The sequence below is a fragment of the Ensifer sp. SL37 genome, from assembly GCF_026672675.1.
Taxonomy (GTDB): domain Bacteria; phylum Pseudomonadota; class Alphaproteobacteria; order Rhizobiales; family Rhizobiaceae; genus Ensifer; species Ensifer adhaerens.
In genome coordinates this window covers 194,548-210,742 of sequence record NZ_JAPPRN010000002.1, presented here as the reverse complement: position 1 = coordinate 210,742, position 16,195 = coordinate 194,548, and the positions used below count along the sequence as shown (strand labels likewise).

Annotated in this window: 12 protein-coding genes and 5 pseudogenes; 6 read left to right on the top strand and 11 right to left on the bottom strand. The window is 58.3% G+C overall.

Going from position 1 to position 16,195, the window contains the following annotated elements; all coding sequences use genetic code 11:
* Positions 1-276 precede the first annotated feature (276 nt).
* Positions 277-369, top strand: a pseudogene (locus OVA00_RS39985) (integrase); the annotation flags it as partial.
* Positions 370-610: 241 nt separating this feature from the next.
* Here OVA00_RS39985 and OVA00_RS08795 read toward each other — a convergent pair.
* The gene (locus tag OVA00_RS08795) at positions 611-1,882 is read right to left on the bottom strand and encodes an IS256 family transposase (RefSeq protein ID WP_268088865.1); all 1,272 of its coding nucleotides are present in this window, start codon (positions 1,880-1,882) and stop codon (positions 611-613) included.
* Positions 1,883-3,490: 1,608 nt separating this feature from the next.
* On the opposite strand from OVA00_RS08795, the gene OVA00_RS08790 reads away from it, so the two are divergent.
* Together OVA00_RS08790 and OVA00_RS08785 are read left to right on the top strand one after the other, a co-directional pair.
* Complete coding sequence (locus tag OVA00_RS08790) at positions 3,491-3,790, top strand: BapA prefix-like domain-containing protein (RefSeq protein ID WP_268088631.1); 300 nt, start codon at positions 3,491-3,493, stop codon at positions 3,788-3,790.
* A gap of 73 nt (positions 3,791-3,863) precedes the next feature.
* On the top strand, positions 3,864-5,135 hold the full coding sequence (locus tag OVA00_RS08785; RefSeq protein ID WP_268088859.1) for an IS256 family transposase: 1,272 nt from the start codon (positions 3,864-3,866) through the stop codon (positions 5,133-5,135).
* 33 nt (positions 5,136-5,168) lie between these two features.
* Here the strand turns inward: OVA00_RS08785 and OVA00_RS08780 are convergent.
* From OVA00_RS08780 to OVA00_RS08770, 3 genes and pseudogenes are all read right to left on the bottom strand, one after another.
* A pseudogene (locus tag OVA00_RS08780) lies at positions 5,169-5,321 on the bottom strand (transposase); the annotation flags it as partial.
* Between the two features lie 259 nt (positions 5,322-5,580).
* A complete protein-coding gene (locus OVA00_RS08775; protein ID WP_268088630.1) occupies positions 5,581-6,279 on the bottom strand; it encodes a Crp/Fnr family transcriptional regulator in 699 nt (232 codons plus the stop codon).
* Positions 6,280-6,731: 452 nt separating this feature from the next.
* Positions 6,732-7,951 (bottom strand): IS3 family transposase gene (locus tag OVA00_RS08770; RefSeq protein WP_268088864.1). Its coding sequence is split into 2 segments (ribosomal slippage): positions 6,732-7,618 and positions 7,618-7,951, totalling 1,221 coding nucleotides; the frame shifts between segments, so codons are not numbered across the junction.
* 123 nt (positions 7,952-8,074) lie between these two features.
* On the opposite strand from OVA00_RS08770, the pseudogene OVA00_RS08765 reads away from it, so the two are divergent.
* Positions 8,075-9,207 (top strand): annotated as a pseudogene (locus OVA00_RS08765) (IS3 family transposase).
* 59 nt (positions 9,208-9,266) lie between these two features.
* Positions 9,267-9,560, top strand: a pseudogene (locus OVA00_RS08760) (transposase); the annotation flags it as partial.
* A 116-nt stretch (positions 9,561-9,676) separates the two neighbouring features.
* Here the strand turns inward: OVA00_RS08760 and OVA00_RS08755 are convergent.
* From OVA00_RS08755 to repA, 7 genes and pseudogenes are all read right to left on the bottom strand, one after another.
* On the bottom strand, positions 9,677-9,940 hold the full coding sequence (locus tag OVA00_RS08755; RefSeq protein WP_268088863.1) for a type II toxin-antitoxin system RelE/ParE family toxin: 264 nt from the start codon (positions 9,938-9,940) through the stop codon (positions 9,677-9,679).
* A 7-nt stretch (positions 9,941-9,947) separates the two neighbouring features.
* Positions 9,948-10,206 (bottom strand): annotated as a pseudogene (locus OVA00_RS08750) (type II toxin-antitoxin system ParD family antitoxin).
* Between the two features lie 81 nt (positions 10,207-10,287).
* Positions 10,288-10,470: a hypothetical protein gene (locus tag OVA00_RS08745; RefSeq protein WP_268088629.1), complete on the bottom strand. Its 183-nt coding sequence runs from the start codon at positions 10,468-10,470 to the stop codon at positions 10,288-10,290.
* Between the two features lie 432 nt (positions 10,471-10,902).
* Positions 10,903-11,217, bottom strand: a complete 315-nt coding sequence (locus tag OVA00_RS08740; protein ID WP_268088628.1) for a DUF736 family protein — start codon at positions 11,215-11,217, stop codon at positions 10,903-10,905.
* A gap of 390 nt (positions 11,218-11,607) precedes the next feature.
* Entirely contained in the window at positions 11,608-12,822 is a 1,215-nt protein-coding gene (gene repC, locus OVA00_RS08730; protein ID WP_268088627.1) for a plasmid replication protein RepC, read from the bottom strand.
* A 183-nt stretch (positions 12,823-13,005) separates the two neighbouring features.
* Complete coding sequence (gene repB, locus OVA00_RS08725) at positions 13,006-14,013, bottom strand: plasmid partitioning protein RepB (RefSeq protein WP_268088626.1); 1,008 nt, start codon at positions 14,011-14,013, stop codon at positions 13,006-13,008.
* A gap of 43 nt (positions 14,014-14,056) precedes the next feature.
* Positions 14,057-15,289 carry a plasmid partitioning protein RepA gene (gene repA / locus OVA00_RS08720; protein ID WP_442780473.1) on the bottom strand — a complete coding sequence of 411 codons (1,233 nt, stop codon included), beginning with the start codon at positions 15,287-15,289 and terminating at the stop codon, positions 14,057-14,059.
* Positions 15,290-15,623: 334 nt separating this feature from the next.
* On the opposite strand from repA, the gene OVA00_RS08715 reads away from it, so the two are divergent.
* Positions 15,624-15,932, top strand: a complete 309-nt coding sequence (locus OVA00_RS08715; RefSeq protein ID WP_268088624.1) for an acyl-homoserine-lactone synthase — start codon at positions 15,624-15,626, stop codon at positions 15,930-15,932.
* The last annotated feature ends 263 nt before the right edge of the window (positions 15,933-16,195 follow it).

Sequence of the window (16,195 nt, the reverse complement as noted above, 5' to 3'; positions counted from 1 at the left end):
ATTTCCTCACATTTCCGTCAAGCGCCAGAAGGGTTTGAAAAGTCGCGATTGAAGCTGTTGCTCGATCATCGCGGTGGGCCAAGAGCAAACGAGGCGACGGCAAGGGGCATTCTGGAAAGACTTCGCGCAAACGGCGGACGCGCCGGCGTCATCGTGTCGATGGATGCGATCGCCACCACCCTCCCCCCATCGCCACCGCCATTGCCGATCAGGGGCCGACTACTGCTGGCGGTCAAGGCCAACCACTTCGCCATCAATCGCGTGCGCGCCATCGCCGAGAAGGCGCTGCATAAGTTCGTCATCCAGGCGGCGAGCTATTACAACAACGCCGAACGAAAAAATGGGCGGGCGGCGCGACTGATTATTTGATCTGCACCGCCGACACCGACTGGTCGATTGCTACTGCTTAGCGAACTTTGGAATAGGGGAAAGCGTCCCTTGGTTCGTTCGAGAGGTTGGATGGAATAGATAGCGCCGAAGCGGCGCGTCCCTGCGCTCAACCTTCCAGCAGTGCTATGTAGGCTTGGGCAACGACAAACATGGCAATGACGAAGCTGCCCGCGCCCATAATTGCCCTGGAGCTATGGCGGGAAATGGGTGACGAGGCCGATCAGGCGGCGCGATGGTCAGGGGTCGTCGTTTCGGCGACACCGTCGGTGAATTTGACGCCGGCGATGACCTTTGGCAACTGATTTTCGCCCTTCAGCCGGCGCCAGGTTTTGGCGGCGCTCATGACGAGCTTGAAGACCATGAGCCGTGCTGTGTTGTGGGACAGGCCTCCCTTGGTTCGCACCGTGCGGTGCCTGACGGTGGCGAAGACGCTTTCGATCGGGTTCGAGGTGCGCAGATGGTCCCAGTGTTCGGCCAGGAAGTCGAAGAAGGTCAGCAATGCCTCGTGGTCCTTCGTCAGGCAGTTGACGGCCTTGGGATATTTGGCCTTGTATTTGTCGACGAAGACGGCGATCGCGACCTCGGCGGTTGCCCGATCCGGGGCATCGCGGACCTCCCTGAGATCGGCCTTCATGTTCGGCTGCACCGACTTCGGCACCTTGTTGAGGATGTTGAGGAGCTTGTGTTGCCAGCACCGTTGATGGCGGGTCGAAGGGAATATCTCCTCCAGCGCCTTCCAGAAGCCGAGCGCGCCGTCGCCCACGGCAATTTCTGGCGCAATCGAAAGCCCGCGGGCCTTCAGCCCGACGAGCAGCTCGCGCCAGCTCTGGGTGCTTTCGCGCACGCCGACTTGAAAGCCGACAAGTTCCTTCTTGCCTTCCGGCGTCGCGCCGATGACGACCAGCATGCAAGCGGCATCGTCCTCCATGCGTGCCTGAAGATAGACCCCGTCGGCCCAGATGTAGACGTAGCGGCGGGCTGACAGGTCGCGGCGTTGCCAGCGATCATAGTCGGCCTGCCACTCCTCCTTCAGCCGGCCAATCACCGAGGGGGACAGGTTCGGTGCGTCCTTGCCGAGTAAGGCGGCAAGCGCCTCCTGGAAATCGCCGGTCGAGATGCCGCGCAGGTAAAGGACCGGCAGCAGAGCGTCGAGGCTCTTCGTGCGTCGTGCCCACTTCGGCAGGATCGCCGACGTGAAGGTGATGCGATCCTCGCCGCAAGTCTCCAAAGCCCGGTCGCGCAGCTTGACGCGGCGCACCGCAACCGGACCGATCCCCGTCTGGATCGTTCTTTCAGGCCCATGGCCGTGCCGCACCACCCGGTCCCGCCCATCGCTCAGGCGTTCGCTGGCCATGGCCGCAAGAAACGCCTCGGCTTCCGCCTCCACGGCCTGTGCCAGAAGCCGGCGCGCGCCTTCGCGTAGAACCGATGTCAGGGGATCATCGAGCGTCTCGGGATGCGGAAAGGAAACAACAGTGCTATCTGTCTTCATGGCGTATCGCTCTTTCATGAGGTTCTGGCAGGCTTGTCACCCGCCTCGATACGCCGCCCTCATCAAGCCGTCATCACCCAGTTTCCGTCATAGCTCATTGCCCTGTCGCCCTGACAAATTCCTCATGCTGGCGCTGACCGATGAACACGCGCGGGTGGCGACGCACCGTGTCGGATGTGCAACTTACTCAAGGGCGCGAGCGCACGCTCCCCCCCCAAAAAAAGCCCGCTACCCTATCCTGAAGGTCACCAACCAGGTCATTGCCAGGCGACGTTCCCAACCCGTCGAATGATGCTTATTGTGATATTAGAGCGATTCATGCCACGAAGATATACGCCACCCTGTTGCCCCTGGGTCGGCGAGGGGTCATTCGCCTTGCCGATCAACCGAATGACCCCGTTTCATTCATGCAGACACCAACGAGGCAAGCGTTCGGTAGCGGTCAAGTCGAAGCAATCGTAGAACGTGAGAGCTGTCACCATGGCGCAGTTCACGCCGCGTTCGTTCTGTTCGTCAACTCAAATGTCCATTGATGGACGATTCCCCTCGTCGTCCGGTTGTTGATTGCTGGAAATCCTTGATCAAACGATCAAGCTCTTGTTGCCAGCGTTGACGTCAACGCCACCTATGCAGCGCGGGCCTTATTTGCCTATCAACTGAAATCGTGGCAGCAGAAGCGTGGCAGTCTCTGCTGCGTGGAGGCGGTCAGGGGTCATTCAGGCAGCCCGGCTATGACCCCCTAGGGCTGGGCCGGCCGAATGACCCCGCACGGCAGAGCGAACACATCCTATGTGTATGAACGCGGCTCAACGCAGCCGGTGGCCAGGCCTCTGGCGCCGGATCGTATGGACGACGCCCGCTGCGGTCTTTTCTTTGATGCAGTGTCCATTCAAAGCATTTGCGAACGCGACCATCTGACAGCACTGCCACATTCCACCAAGCGGCGATCTGCTTGGTGCCGATGTCCTGTCCCGTGCGCTTACCGTGCACACACAACAGCACGTTTAGCTAAGAATATTCCGCCCCGCGCTGAAAGCAGGTCGGGCGCTGGGTGGATAGGGGTGGATACGCTGATCCCTGCGCCATCGGCGACACAGCACCGTTTGGTATGGCATTTGCGAAAGCCAGCGGCCAGCTTGATGGCCGTCGTGGCAAAGCAGGGCATCGTTGGCATGGGCTGGGGCCTGCCTTCTCACCCCCATCCCTCGCAGCACAAACGAGGATGCAATCCGGTCGCGGCGGAGACGGGGGCCCGGTCGGGGCTGGCATGGCGCGACGCTGCGCAACGGATGCGGCAGCCGTTGTTGCGGCGGCCGGCCGGTCAGGCCAGAGCCTGAAGGCAGGCACAGCTGGCGCGAGGCAGGCAGCGCCTGCAAGCGCAGAGCATCACCACCGACGCCCGTATCCATGGATGCTGGTTGTAAACGCGAGTTCGACCGTGGCGGCCTTATCGCAGTTGCACGCTGCGCGACCTCTTGTTGGTGAGTGTAGCGGCAGGCCCGCCGTTAAGCAAAAGCTTATTCAGCTATTAGTTTAGTAAACTGATAGGCTTCTAGCGTTAGGGGTGAACTTAATTGCGTATCCCCATGAAAAGAAAGAGAAAGCTATATGTACATCAATGCTGAAGTGATGCCTGCCGGCTCTGATAAGGCAAAGAAAGTCGTGTTGCAAGGGTCTTCTGCGAAGATCGATGTCGGGCATATGTCCGACGTAGCGTTTTGTTTGTCGAAGGATGCAGTGGCTGCTTTTGAGCGCCGGGGTGAAGACCTGATCTTGCGTCTGGCAAACGGTGAAACCATCCGCCTGGTGAATTTCTTCCGCGAGGACGAAGACGGTCGCCCGAAACTGTTCCTGACGGAAAAGAAGGAAAGCGATGACGCGGAAGGAGCTATGACGGAAACTGGGTGATGACGGTTTGATGAGGGCGGCGTATCGAGGCGGGTGACAAGCCTGCCAGAACCTCATGAAAGAGCGATACGCCATGAAGACAGATAGCACTGTTGTTTCCTTTCCGCATCCCGAGACGCTCGATGATCCCCTGACATCGGTTCTACGCGAAGGCGCGCGCCGGCTTCTGGCACAGGCCGTGGAGGCGGAAGCCGAGGCGTTTCTTGCGGCCATGGCCAGCGAACGCCTGAGCGATGGGCGGGACCGGGTGGTGCGGCACGGCCATGGGCCTGAAAGAACGATCCAGACGGGGATCGGTCCGGTTGCGGTGCGCCGCGTCAAGCTGCGCGACCGGGCTTTGGAGACTTGCGGCGAGGATCGCATCACCTTCACGTCGGCGATCCTGCCGAAGTGGGCACGACGCACGAAGAGCCTCGACGCTCTGCTGCCGGTCCTTTACCTGCGCGGCATCTCGACCGGCGATTTCCAGGAGGCGCTTGCCGCCTTACTCGGCAAGGACGCACCGAACCTGTCCCCCTCGGTGATTGGCCGGCTGAAGGAGGAGTGGCAGGCCGACTATGATCGCTGGCAACGCCGCGACCTGTCAGCCCGCCGCTACGTCTACATCTGGGCCGACGGGGTCTATCTTCAGGCACGCATGGAGGACGATGCCGCTTGCATGCTGGTCGTCATCGGCGCGACGCCGGAAGGCAAGAAGGAACTTGTCGGCTTTCAAGTCGGCGTGCGCGAAAGCACCCAGAGCTGGCGCGAGCTCCTCGTCGGGCTGAAGGCCCGCGGGCTTTCGATTGCGCCAGAAATTGCCGTGGGCGACGGCGCGCTCGGCTTCTGGAAGGCGCTGGAGGAGATATTCCCTTCGACCCGCCATCAACGGTGCTGGCAACACAAGCTCCTCAACATCCTCAACAAGGTGCCGAAGTCGGTGCAGCCGAACATGAAGGCCGATCTCAGGGAGGTCCGCGATGCCCCGGATCGGGCAACCGCCGAGGTCGCGATCGCCGTCTTCGTCGACAAATACAAGGCCAAATACCCCAAGGCCGTCAACTGCCTGACGAAGGACCACGAGGCATTGCTGACCTTCTTCGACTTCCCGGCCGAACACTGGGACCATCTGCGCACCTCGAACCCGATCGAAAGCGTCTTCGCCACCGTCAGGCACCGCACGGTGCGAACCAAGGGAGGCCTGTCCCACAACACAGCACGGCTCATGGTCTTCAAGCTCGTCATGAGCGCCGCCAAAACCTGGCGCCGGCTGAAGGGCGAAAATCAGTTGCCAAAGGTCATCGCCGGCGTCAAATTCACCGACGGTGTCGCCGAAACGACGACCCCTGACCATCGCGCCGCCTGATCGGCCTCGTCACCCATTTCCGACCATAGCTCGTTCATAAAGACGCGCAACGTCAGCGACCCGAACTCCAGGCTGAAGGCTCTCCGCCATAATCCGCGCCTTCACGGCGTCAGGCCATCGTCGGTTTCCACGACGAGGCTCAACAACATCGCATCGCCCGAAAAATCCATCACCGCCATCCGTCATGCCAAACCTCCAGCTGTCGCCGAACACTTTTTGGCAGAAAGGCAGAAACCTCAATGGTCACAAACACGCAAAATCAATGGGATGTAGGCGGCGCATACAGGACACATGCACGCACGCCGTTATCACTGGTCGTCGTTTACCGGCCCGCGGAATTGAAATGAAGGGGAGGGGAGGCAGCTTCGGCCGGCCCACTCTCGGAGTGATGCGTCGTTAAATGGGTACTCAGAACGGCTACCGCCGCCGGAGTCGAAGGTTCCCCTCATTCTTCGAGTAGAGCCTGCAGTCCTACAATGTTCGTGAGGGTGAGCCGACCATAGCCCACCTCGATGAGGCCATTGGCTGCGAGCCTGCGCAACGCCCTCCCCGCGGTCGGCCGAGTGACGTTGGTCATGACGGCAATCTCTTCTTGGCTGAAAGCGAGATCGATGCGGCCGGGGGCGTCCTTGGCAGGGCCACTACGCGCGCCGCCAAGGCGCAGGAGCGTCGCGATAAGGCGCTTGAGGTGGCTCGGAAGCATGGTATCGGCCACAGCCAGCACCGCCAACTCGAAAAGGTTCTGCTGCGGGATAAGGAAAAGCGACCAGAACCTGGGTTCGATCCGTACGATTTCGTGAATCGCCGCTCGCGACAGGAACAGGAGATCGCAGCATTCCGTGGCGATGGGGGTGACCAACCGCGGTCGGCCTGTGATGGTGGGACCTTCTCCGATCCATGTGCCCGGCCACAGCATGTGTACGAGATATGGGCCATGCTCACCCGCCGATGCCATAACCTTGAGGCTTCCGCCGACAAGCCCGTACATCCCGATGGAGTCGTCGCCCTCATAGTGCAACGTTTCCCTTGCCTTGATACGGCGTAGCTTGGCCCTGTCGAGCACGGCGCACTGGAAGGCGGCGGGCGTCAGACTTAACCATCCGCCTTTAACGGCAATCTCTCCCGCTCCCTTCAGATTGAGCATTTTCCCCTAGTTCGATATTTTGAACACCTTGCTACGCGCAAAGGCTAGCCAAGGTTCAGTTAACTTGAGAGCAGCCCGCCATGTTAATCGCGATCCGTCTTATGTGGAGGCTCCTTCCATTTCGTGACAAGCCGCGAGATAGAATGCAGCCGTTATTCTGCCGCCGCGCACTAGTAGCCAGGAACTATCGCAGTTGCCACCCGGGGCGCGGTCTCCAATCTCGGAGTGATGATCAGAATGCTCAGAACCAGCGTAGCGAGTCCGCAGATGAGCATAATGAAGACCATGCCAGCTTTGTCCATGCGCTACTCAGCCGTCAAATGTGGGACACAACGTAGAAGATCAAAACTCTCAAAGAGTAATCCCTTCATAAGAAATCGTTATGAGCAAATCAGATGTGCGCGTTTGACGATAGGGTGTGCCTGGAGTTGCCCCATAAAAACCGGACAGGATCAGGTTTCTGTTTGACGGTTTAAGAACTCGCGCGGTGATCGATATCCCAATGCCTTGTGCGGGTTAAGCGTGTTGTAATGCTCGAACCATAGGGGCAGTTGGGCGATGACGGTTTCGGCGTCCGGAATGGGATTAACCGAGACGTAGTCGCGCTTGAAGGTTTTGACGAAGGCTTCCGCCATTCCGTTTGACTGCGGGCTGCGAATGGGTGTCGAGCAAGGCTCCATCCCGATATCCAGCAGCAGCGATTTCGTGTCCTTCGCAATGAAGCACGAGCCATTGTCAGTCAGCCATTCGATGGGCTTTGGAAGGGCGTTGATGCGACCGAAGCGGTTCTCGACGGCGGTGATGACAAGGTCCTGAACGTCCGCGCTCTTGATGCCTTCAGTGGTGGCGACGTGGGCAATGGCCTCGCGGTCACAGCAGTCGAGGGCAAAGGCAACGCGCACCTTCTCTCTGTTGTCGCAGCCAATTTCGAATCCGTCCGAACACCAACGTAGGTTCGACTGCTCCACAGCGACGCGGCCGTCGTGGCGACGGGTATCACTCGCACCGGTATGGCGCTGAAGGAGCAGGCCGTGCACCTTCATCACCCGATAGACGCGTTTGACGTTTGGCCGGGAACGGCCATCGTTGCTGGCGTTTCGGCGCAGAATGGCGTGAACCCGGCGATAGCCGTAGGTCGGCATATCGGCGATGATCGTTTTGATCTCATCCACCAGGCCCTGATCAGCAAGCGGCGGTCGCCCACGGGCTTTGGAAGGGATTTGCTTCACGCGCTCTGCAATGTTTGATCGGGCGACACCCAAAGTCTCGCACACCGCCGTCATCGCGAACTGCCCTTCGGCAATGACAGCGAGCGCAACAGGTGTTTTTTTGGGCCGGTGGCGATCTCAAGCGCTTCCTTGAGGATTTCGCCTTCCATCGTCTTCTTGCCCAACAGGCGCTGCAGTTCCTTGACCTGGTTCTGAAGGGCTCGATATTCGGATGCCGGAACGACGTCTTCCTGGGATGCGGTTGCGGTGAAGGCTCCCTGCGCTGCAAGCTTGCGCCAATTGAACAACTGGTTCGGCTGGATGCCGTGACGCCGCGCGACGATGCTGACCGTCGCATCCCCTTCATACGTCTCCTGAACGATGGCGAGCTTCTCGGCCGTCGACCAGCGACGGCGGCGCTCAGGGCCGGACAGCACTTCTATCTTCGGGTTGTGACTACTCATAATGGGGACATTACTCCTCACACTTAACAAGTGGGAGATCAGAGGTGGCTCGGGAAAATTGGACAGGTCGTTAAGTGGAATTTCTGGCTGAGAGCGGCGAGAGTGCCGTAACAGGAGAATCACTTGAGCAGACGACCCCGCCGAAACCACAGCGCAGCCTTCAAGGCGCGTGTAGCCCTTGCTGCGATCCAGGGGGAAGACGTTATCGGAGCTTGCGCAACAATACGACGTTCACGCCAACCAGATCACGACGTGGCGAGATCAGGCGCTTGCGGGCATGACGGCGATCTCCGACACGGGATCAAAGCCGTCGGAGCCTGCGGTGGATGTAAAGACGCTGCACGCCAAGATCGGGGAGCTTTCGCTGGAGAACGATTTTTTATCCGGCGCGCTCACCAAGGCGGGACTGTTGGGGAGCGTAAAGAAATGATCGACCGCGATCACGAACTGTCCATCACCCGCCAGGCCCGAGCTTTGGGGATCAGTCGCAGCATCGTCTACTACATGCCACAACCGGCGTCGCCGGCGGATCTTGCGCTGATGCGTCGGATCGACGAGCTGCATCTGGACTACCCGTTCGCGGGCAGCCGGATGCTGCAGAAGCTTCTGACGCGCGAAGGCGTTTGACGTCGTACTGACTGCATGTGCGGACCCTGATGAAACGCATGGGGATCGCGGCGCTTTACCGCAAGCCGCGCACGTCAGCACCCGGCGATGGGCACAAGATCTATCCCTATTTGCTGCGCGCTCTGAAGGTCGATCGGCCCAACCAGGTCTGGGCAACGGATCTGACCTACATCCCGATGGCGCGCGGGTTCTGCTATTTGATCGCCATCATCGATTGGTTCACGCGCAAGGTTCTGTCGTGGCGGTTGTCGATCACCATGGACGCTGCGCCATGCGTCGAGGCTCTCGAGGAAGCGCTGGCCTGCTACGGCAAGCCCGAGATCTTCAACTCGGATCAGGGCAGCCAGTTCACCAGCCACGACTTAACCAAGGTGCTGCTCGATCACAAGATCAAGATCAGCATGGACGGCAAGGGTGCCTGGCGGGACAATGTCTTCGTCGAGCGGCTGTGGCGGTCGGTGAAATACGAAGAGGTCTACCTCAAGGCCTACGACAGCGTCCGCCAGGCCCGTGCATCGATCGGAAAGTATCTCGACTTCTACAATCAGAGACGGCCACATTCGAGCCTTGACGGCAAGACTCCGGATGAGGCCTACTTAACCCCGACACCGCTGCCCGAAGCGGCTTAACCACAGGCAGGATTCCACTTAAAAACCGGGAAGACCTGTCCAAACAAACCGAGCCACCTCTCTACCAGGCCCTGCCGGCCGATGAGGCGCGCCGAAGCCTCAGAAGGCTGGAATTCCACTACACGCCCAAGCACGCCAGCTGGCTTAACATGGTCGAGATCGAAATCGGCGTCCTGCGCGGCCAATGCCTCAACCGCCGCATCGAAAGCCGCGACCGCCTCGTCGACGAGGTTGCAGCCTGGGAACGCCGACGCAACGCCAGTGGTGCCCGCATCAAATGGATGTTCTCTACCGAGAAGGCCCGCGTCAAGCTGGCCAAAGCCTACCCAAAACCAACGGCCAAAGAATCATAACCTCTGTGCAGAGCTACTAGGGCTACGGGCCTTCAAAGATCTTTCCGACATACCGGCGGCGCGCGCCCCGTCCCTGGAAAGTCAAGTGGAACCCTGTCCGGGTAAAGCGCGCCGACTTAGAGCCAAATAGCTGGGTCACGCATTCCATGCACAACCGCCACAATCACCACCCCGTAAGGAGTTGGCTCATAAATGGCGATGTATCGGCCCTCAATAAGAAGCCGGGCCGCGGCTGCAACATCTGGTCGAGCTGGGCACATTTCCGGGTGCATAGCCGCCAGCTCGAACTTGTCAAAGAGTTTGTTGACGACCTTGTCGGCCGCCCTTTCGTTGTCCATGGCAATTTTATGCCAGATGTCCCGCTGGGCGCGGGGCGTCAGGCGGTACTCAGCCGCGGACAGAGCGATCTGCTTTCAGGTCGTTCAGGAATGAAACCCGGTCAACGTTCTCCGGTTGGCCACTCGCGTTGCCTTCTGCATAGGCACGCTTGAGGTTTTCCAGCTCGATCACGCGTATTTCCTCGCGCTGCTCGAGCATTCCGCAGGCTGTCGCGCACAACCTCGCTTGCGCTGGTATAGCGGCCGCTATCAACAAGTTTGCGGACAAGGCCTTCATAGTGAGCGCCGATGCTATAACTGGCTGGCATGATCAGTCCTTTCGTTGTGCTAGATGTTATCAATTTTTGCTAAACTGGGCAAATAGAACCTGACGGGCAAGGCCTTTGCCATCAATCGGCTTCAGACTGAACGTGTTGTCCAGACAAGGGCACGGTCGATTGCGGCCCACCGTCCTTTTGCCCCTTCACGCGGTTCGCAAGAACACTCAGATTGAAGCCCGGCGCGAGCGCGCCCAAGCGGCGCGAAGTGTCGCCACCGATGAACGTCCGTTTGAAGGCGGTGGCGACGATCATGCCTATCGAATATCGAACGGGTGCTGAGGCCAATGCTGCTTCCCGCGCCGGACGCGCCGCCGAAGACAACCCGTTTCGGCCGATCTCCGGCCGACGTCAACCAGTCGCCCCAGATCGAACGCGAGCGCCACGAGCAGCAGGCTCGTTTTGGAGAAGGAAACGAACCGAAAGGTCGAGGCGCAGAAACAGGCCCTGAAGCCGCGTCAGAAACAGTGACGGTTTCTTGGAGGGTTGGAGGTAAAGGCCCAACCTGTGCCGGTGCCCGTCAGGTTCGAAGGTAGCGCGCGGCGGGCGCAGCTGGTCGGGGTTGCGAAGCCTGGAGCGCGCGGGTTTCGGGAGCGTACGGTAATGAATGCACGGACGAAAACGGGAGCTGGATGCGTTGACATGGGCAGCTCAAAGGAACCTCGTTCAGAAGCCTCGCCAAAGCCGCTAATCCCACGGGATCACCGCCAGCAGACTGTCGTCGTCTTGGCCCGTGTGGCGCCCCAGTTTTGCGTGGAATTTCCCGTATCCGGTTGCCACGGTCATCTGGTAGTAGTCGCCGCCGTACTGGTTTTTCTTTCGCCAGACAACGCCGATCTCGATCCGTTTACCGCGCGGACTTTTGGCAAAGATGCGATAGACCGGCGCCTTCGGATTTCCGCTGGTATAGGCCTCTCCCGCGATGTCAATGTCGTAGCAGATCGAGGCGACGTTCCCTTCAAGGGTCTTCCCACCGTTGAAAAATCGAACATAGTTTGTCATGTCGTTAGCAGACTTTGAGCTCGTCACCCTTGCTGGAATCAAACTGGTATTCGGGGGCTGCGTTCTCTGGCGGCCACCGGATGATGGGACGCTTTAAGCGCCGGCTGCGCCGGCACATTGCGGCTTGGTCGTCTTCAGGCGGCATCTGGCCCGTCCAGTCGCAGCTGATTGATGTCGGCAGGTTCCAACGAGACCGCCATTGTTCACTGGAACACGATCTATACCGGCCGTGTGATCGATGCCTTGTATGCCGGCGGCCAGCATGTGCCTGATCATTTGCTATCCAGCCTGTCGCCGGCGACCTTTTGCGGGACAGCCTACGCCCGTCGCCCAAAGGTGAGTTTCCGCCTTTCTTCGGCAATAACCGGGGTTGTAACACCATCGTCTCCCTCACGATGCTGATTGGAGGCCGGCGCCTGTACTCCTCATAAGGGCCATCAACATTGGTCCAAGACTAAACTCGCCCCGCTCCGCTCTAGAAGTCAGATCCCGAAGATATCCCCCCGGCGAGTTAATATGCCCGGCTCGCTCCAGGATGCAGGCGGTCGCAACAGCTGCATTCTCCGGTCCCATGACCTCACAAGCCTGCTGATAGGCGGAAGGCGAGACGCCGAGCATTGAACGAACCACGACTGCGGCGCTCATCAGTTCACGCCAATTTTCTATTTGCCCACCGTTCCCGTAGTCCGCAATTTGCGGGCACGCTCGAAGCACCATCGACAAGGGAAAAGCCTTCAGCGACTTCCTTCGACGTTGCGATTCCAGCCACGGCTTTGCCTCCAGCTCGTTTTCAGAGCTTGGTTCAGATTCAGGTGTGGATTCGGTATTTGAATTGTGTATGTGCTGACGGATTACGTTATCATTGGTGTCGGATTTTTGAGGAATGAGCTGGATTTCCAATAGGTTAGTTATGCCTTCCTGTAGCAACGTCAATTCGTCGAGGCCGTCTGCGTGATCGCCGCTCGTTTTGGCCATCTTCAGCTTGGCCAAAACTGCGACGTATTGTGCCTCAATAGCCTCCCAATTGCCTCTAGCGCCCTCCTCAATCGCAGCAGAAATCAGCTTGCGGACATCCCGCCGGGCTATGGTTACCTTCTCCCTTATCACTTTCAGGCGGTGATGTTCGTCGTTCACCTGCTGGGCCAGGCGCGCTATCTCGTCGGCGCGGGCAAGCAAGGGCGCTAGGCTGAAGCCGTAAGCCGTGTCGATGACGCCATCTCGACCCTTGCGGGCGTAACGCTTACCGTTGGGACTGTCGTTCCGATAAATCAGCCCAGCTTGAACCAGATGCGCCAAATTCTCACGAAGAGTGGTCCCCGCGATACCGTTCGCGCGCGCTGTAAGTTGCGCATTGGAGGGAAACACGATGAGATTCGACGCCTCACTCAGTTCCGAGTTCGGGTAAAAAGACAACAAGGCGCTCAAAACGGCCAATGCGCGATCTCGTAACCCAAGCAAGGTGCGCGCCGCGCACGCATGTTGGTAAACCTTCCACTTGTCGACAGACTTGCCTTGCTCGATGTCCGCTGCCGCGAACTGATTCTTTACAAGCGCAAGCGTCATTGCCCGCCGCCCAAAGGGCGTCGTCACATGTCCACTCTGCATTTTCTTTCACCTTCTTGAAGGCAACAGAAAAACGCTCACCAAAACGGTGCCAAAGACTCTTGACGTAGATTCCAGGAAATGCGATTCTCTTAGGTGCGAACTAATTGAGAAGGGCTTCCGGATCCGTTTCGGGGGCCTTTTTCTTTGCCGTGTGTGTACCTACGAATGATCACAGGATTGCTACTATTCGCTTTCTCCCTCGCCTTTGCGTTCCTGGAATTCCCTATATAGTTCGTCCAGCTTCGCTGAAATGAACTGGGCGAACGCTGGAACGACCTTCTCGTCGAAGACAATCATCGTTTTCCCCCTCCGCTCCTCGATGCGCGCACCGCGTTTGCCGAGTGGCGTCTTCCAATCTCCTGCCTTGCCCGCCGGGTCGATCTTTTCAGGCTCGTCAAGCGCGCGAAGTAGAGCATCTAGCCGCACGTCGCTTTCAAGCTTGTTGTCAGCATATCCGCGAAGCAACTCTCGGGCGTTAGCCAGTTTGGAGGGCGAGGCGAGGCGGTCGACGAGAGCCAGCCAACGCGCCCGCCCAGCTTTCGGCGCCGGACCAATCAATCGAACTACATCTTCTGGCAATTGGCGAGCCGCCGCCACATAACGACTTACGTCAGCCTTGTCAGATGCAAGGGCGGCTATGATCGTCGATCGATCGCACCCGGCATCTTCAAGGTGTTTCGCAAAGAAAGCCTTTTCGATAAAGGACAGGTCCTTACGGTCGAGGTTTTCGCGCCCTTGCGCGATGACGAGCTGGCTATCAGAGAGGTTTCTCACGATCGCCCGAACGGGGAGACCGAGCGTCTGGGCCGCTTTCAATCGCCGGCGTCCATAAGCGATTTCGAACCGACCGGTCGCCTGTGGGCTTGGTCGCACCAGAATGGGAACCTGCTGACCGTGCTCGGCTACACTTTGGACGAGAGCATCAAAGTCGGGGTCGACGTCGGCTGGAATACGATCGACGATCTTCGACGTATCAACAGAAGCGGTGTCAATCGAAATGACAACTTCGCCTTCGGCCAGTTGCTGCTGAAGCCTGGACGCCTGTTTCGCGTTCTCTGCCATCTCCTGCAATGAAGAACCCATCGCCGAAATTGCCCCCGTGCGCACGCGGTCGGCAGATTTTGATGCTGAACTAGCCGTAGCAACCGGCTTCTTCAGAAAGAGAGAGTCGATCGAGTCTCGCCTGCTCATGATGCCTCGCTGTCATATCTTTCATGTAATTGCACTGCTCCCACTACGCCCGACCCCACGCCTGCTTTATCAGCGCTTCGACCTCAGAGTTCACTGCATCGAGCGCCTCCATCGCGCGGTCGTACGTGGACCTCGTCAAGTTTTCTCGGCCAATCTCGTACAACGTTTGCTTAGTCAGTCCGGCATCCGAAACGGCAGCGGACTTTAGCATCGGATTCGTAAGGACATGATCGTCGAACAAGTTGCGAAGGAGAGCTGCAACCTTCGTCTGCGGCGCATCCTGCGGCTCGAACCGAGTAAGCAGATAGCGTATGAAGTCGTACTTCAGGTCCCCACCGGCGTCGCGTACGACACCCAGGAGATCTCGTGTCATAAGCAGAAACTGGCTCATCGAGGATATGTCGAGCATCTGCGGATGCACGGTGACGATCATGGAGGTTGCTGCGCATAGTCCGCTCAACGTGAGGAAACCGAGTTGCGGCGGGCAATCAATGACAACGACATCGTAGTTGTCAGCGACTCCATCGAGAGCAGCGGCCACACGCGCAAAAAACAAGGTTTCGCCTGGTGTGCCAGAACTCAGCGCCTTGGGTGTGGTGTGCTCGAATTCCATGAGCTCGAGATTGCCAGGCACGATATCCAAACCGTCGAAGTAGGTCGAGCGGATTACATCCGAAAGGTTCCGACGCTCTTCATCGTACCGAATTGCAGCGTAGAGGGTCTGGTTAGAGGCAACATCCAACTCAGGAAGGACCCCGAGAAGCGCCGACAAACTTGCTTGCGGATCAAGGTCGACCGCTAGGACACGGTAGCCTTGCAAGGCAAGGTGCTGGGCCAGGTGTGCCGACGTGGTCGTCTTGCCAGACCCTCCCTTAAAATTCGTTATGGCCAGTACCTGAAGATCTTCGCCTGGACGACGATGCGGCACGAAATCAATGCTCTCGCGCCCACGAGTGGACCGTGCGAGCACGCGACGGATTTGGTTTATATCAGCAAGCGTGTAAAGACGGCGGCCATTGCTGGTCGTCTCAGGCTGCGGCCCTTCGCCAGCGAGAGTCATCTTGCGAAGTGTCGAATCAGATACCCCGATGAGCCGAGCGGCCTCGCCGGATGTGAATTTCCGCAGAACCTTCTGCGAAGTCGGCGGGAAAAGCGCTTCGCTCATCGATTGCAGCTGTAAGCTCAGAAGATCTGCCTGCTCACCGATGGTTTCATCGACGCTTGGCAAAGCCTGCCGGTTTGGTTTTGTTGCCACGCTCACGCTCATATCTCTCATCACGGATTTTTCGCCAGAAATGCTCTTTTACCGTGACGATACGCAAATGCCATTTATTGGCAAGGGCTTAATGGTTAACAGGAGGTTAATACGACGAGAACGAGCGAGACCAGATTCCAATATTTCTCGTTTGATTTCTGAATGTTAGAACCCCAAGCACTGCACGGTGTTCACCATGTGTTTTACTGTGAATCCTGCATATTCCTCCCTTTTGAAATGGCTTCGGTAAACGAATTTCCACGGAGCGGTGAGGGTCTAAGGTGCGACTCAGTCTTGAACGACCTTGTAGAATTCGACAACTGCCCTCCAATGCCTGTCTGTGCAGAGTCGACCAATGAAGGACGGAGAGCTTCATGCAGATTCTCGCAATTTCGAGGCCTGGCAACGACGAGGAGAGAAGACTTCTACGCAGTCATCATCGGCTCGGCTGGGACGTGGATGTTACGGGACAAATCGGATCGCTTCGACCCCACTTCAGCCAACTTACATCCAGGCCATCTCCAACACTGAACAAGTGGTGGGCTGCACACGCCTCCTTCCAGCACTTGGCACAACGATGTTGTCCGAGGCTTTTCCATCACTCCTTCCAGGGGCGCCTTGGAAGGAGTGCCAGGATGATCGAGAGTTACCGCTCTTGCGTTGACACCTCCATTGAGGAGGGGCGGGGAGCGGGTACATGAAGCGACCCCCACTATATTCGCAGATATCGTCGAATGTCTCGCAAATCAAGTTGACCAAATTAACAGTTTCGAGCGGACCGGCCTGTTCGTAAGAACATTGCACGACGACACTCACCGGATCAGAAAATTTTGCAGAAACTTAATCCTTTCTTTTGCCCCTGTTCGTTGAGTAAACAGCAACGTGTGCCACCATTGAGTGCAGTAACCGCTATTGATGGAGGCAAGG

Excerpts from the sequence above, each read along its gene's own strand:
- repC (WP_268088627.1), bottom strand. The coding sequence starts at position 12,822 with ATGCAGAGTGGACATGTGACGACGCCCTTTGGGCGGCGGGCAATGACG.
- OVA00_RS08790 (WP_268088631.1), top strand. The coding sequence starts at position 3,491 with ATGTACATCAATGCTGAAGTGATGCCTGCCGGCTCTGATAAGGCAAAG.
- OVA00_RS08740 (WP_268088628.1), bottom strand. The coding sequence starts at position 11,217 with ATGACAAACTATGTTCGATTTTTCAACGGTGGGAAGACCCTTGAAGGG.
- OVA00_RS08775 (WP_268088630.1), bottom strand. The coding sequence starts at position 6,279 with ATGCTCAATCTGAAGGGAGCGGGAGAGATTGCCGTTAAAGGCGGATGG.
- repA (WP_442780473.1), bottom strand. The coding sequence starts at position 15,289 with ATGAGAGATATGAGCGTGAGCGTGGCAACAAAACCAAACCGGCAGGCT.
- OVA00_RS08715 (WP_268088624.1), top strand. The coding sequence starts at position 15,624 with ATGAAGGACGGAGAGCTTCATGCAGATTCTCGCAATTTCGAGGCCTGG.
- repB (WP_268088626.1), bottom strand. The coding sequence starts at position 14,013 with ATGAGCAGGCGAGACTCGATCGACTCTCTCTTTCTGAAGAAGCCGGTT.
- OVA00_RS08795 (WP_268088865.1), bottom strand. The coding sequence starts at position 1,882 with ATGAAGACAGATAGCACTGTTGTTTCCTTTCCGCATCCCGAGACGCTC.
- OVA00_RS08745 (WP_268088629.1), bottom strand. The coding sequence starts at position 10,470 with ATGATCGTCGCCACCGCCTTCAAACGGACGTTCATCGGTGGCGACACT.
- OVA00_RS08785 (WP_268088859.1), top strand. The coding sequence starts at position 3,864 with ATGAAGACAGATAGCACTGTTGTTTCCTTTCCGCATCCCGAGACGCTC.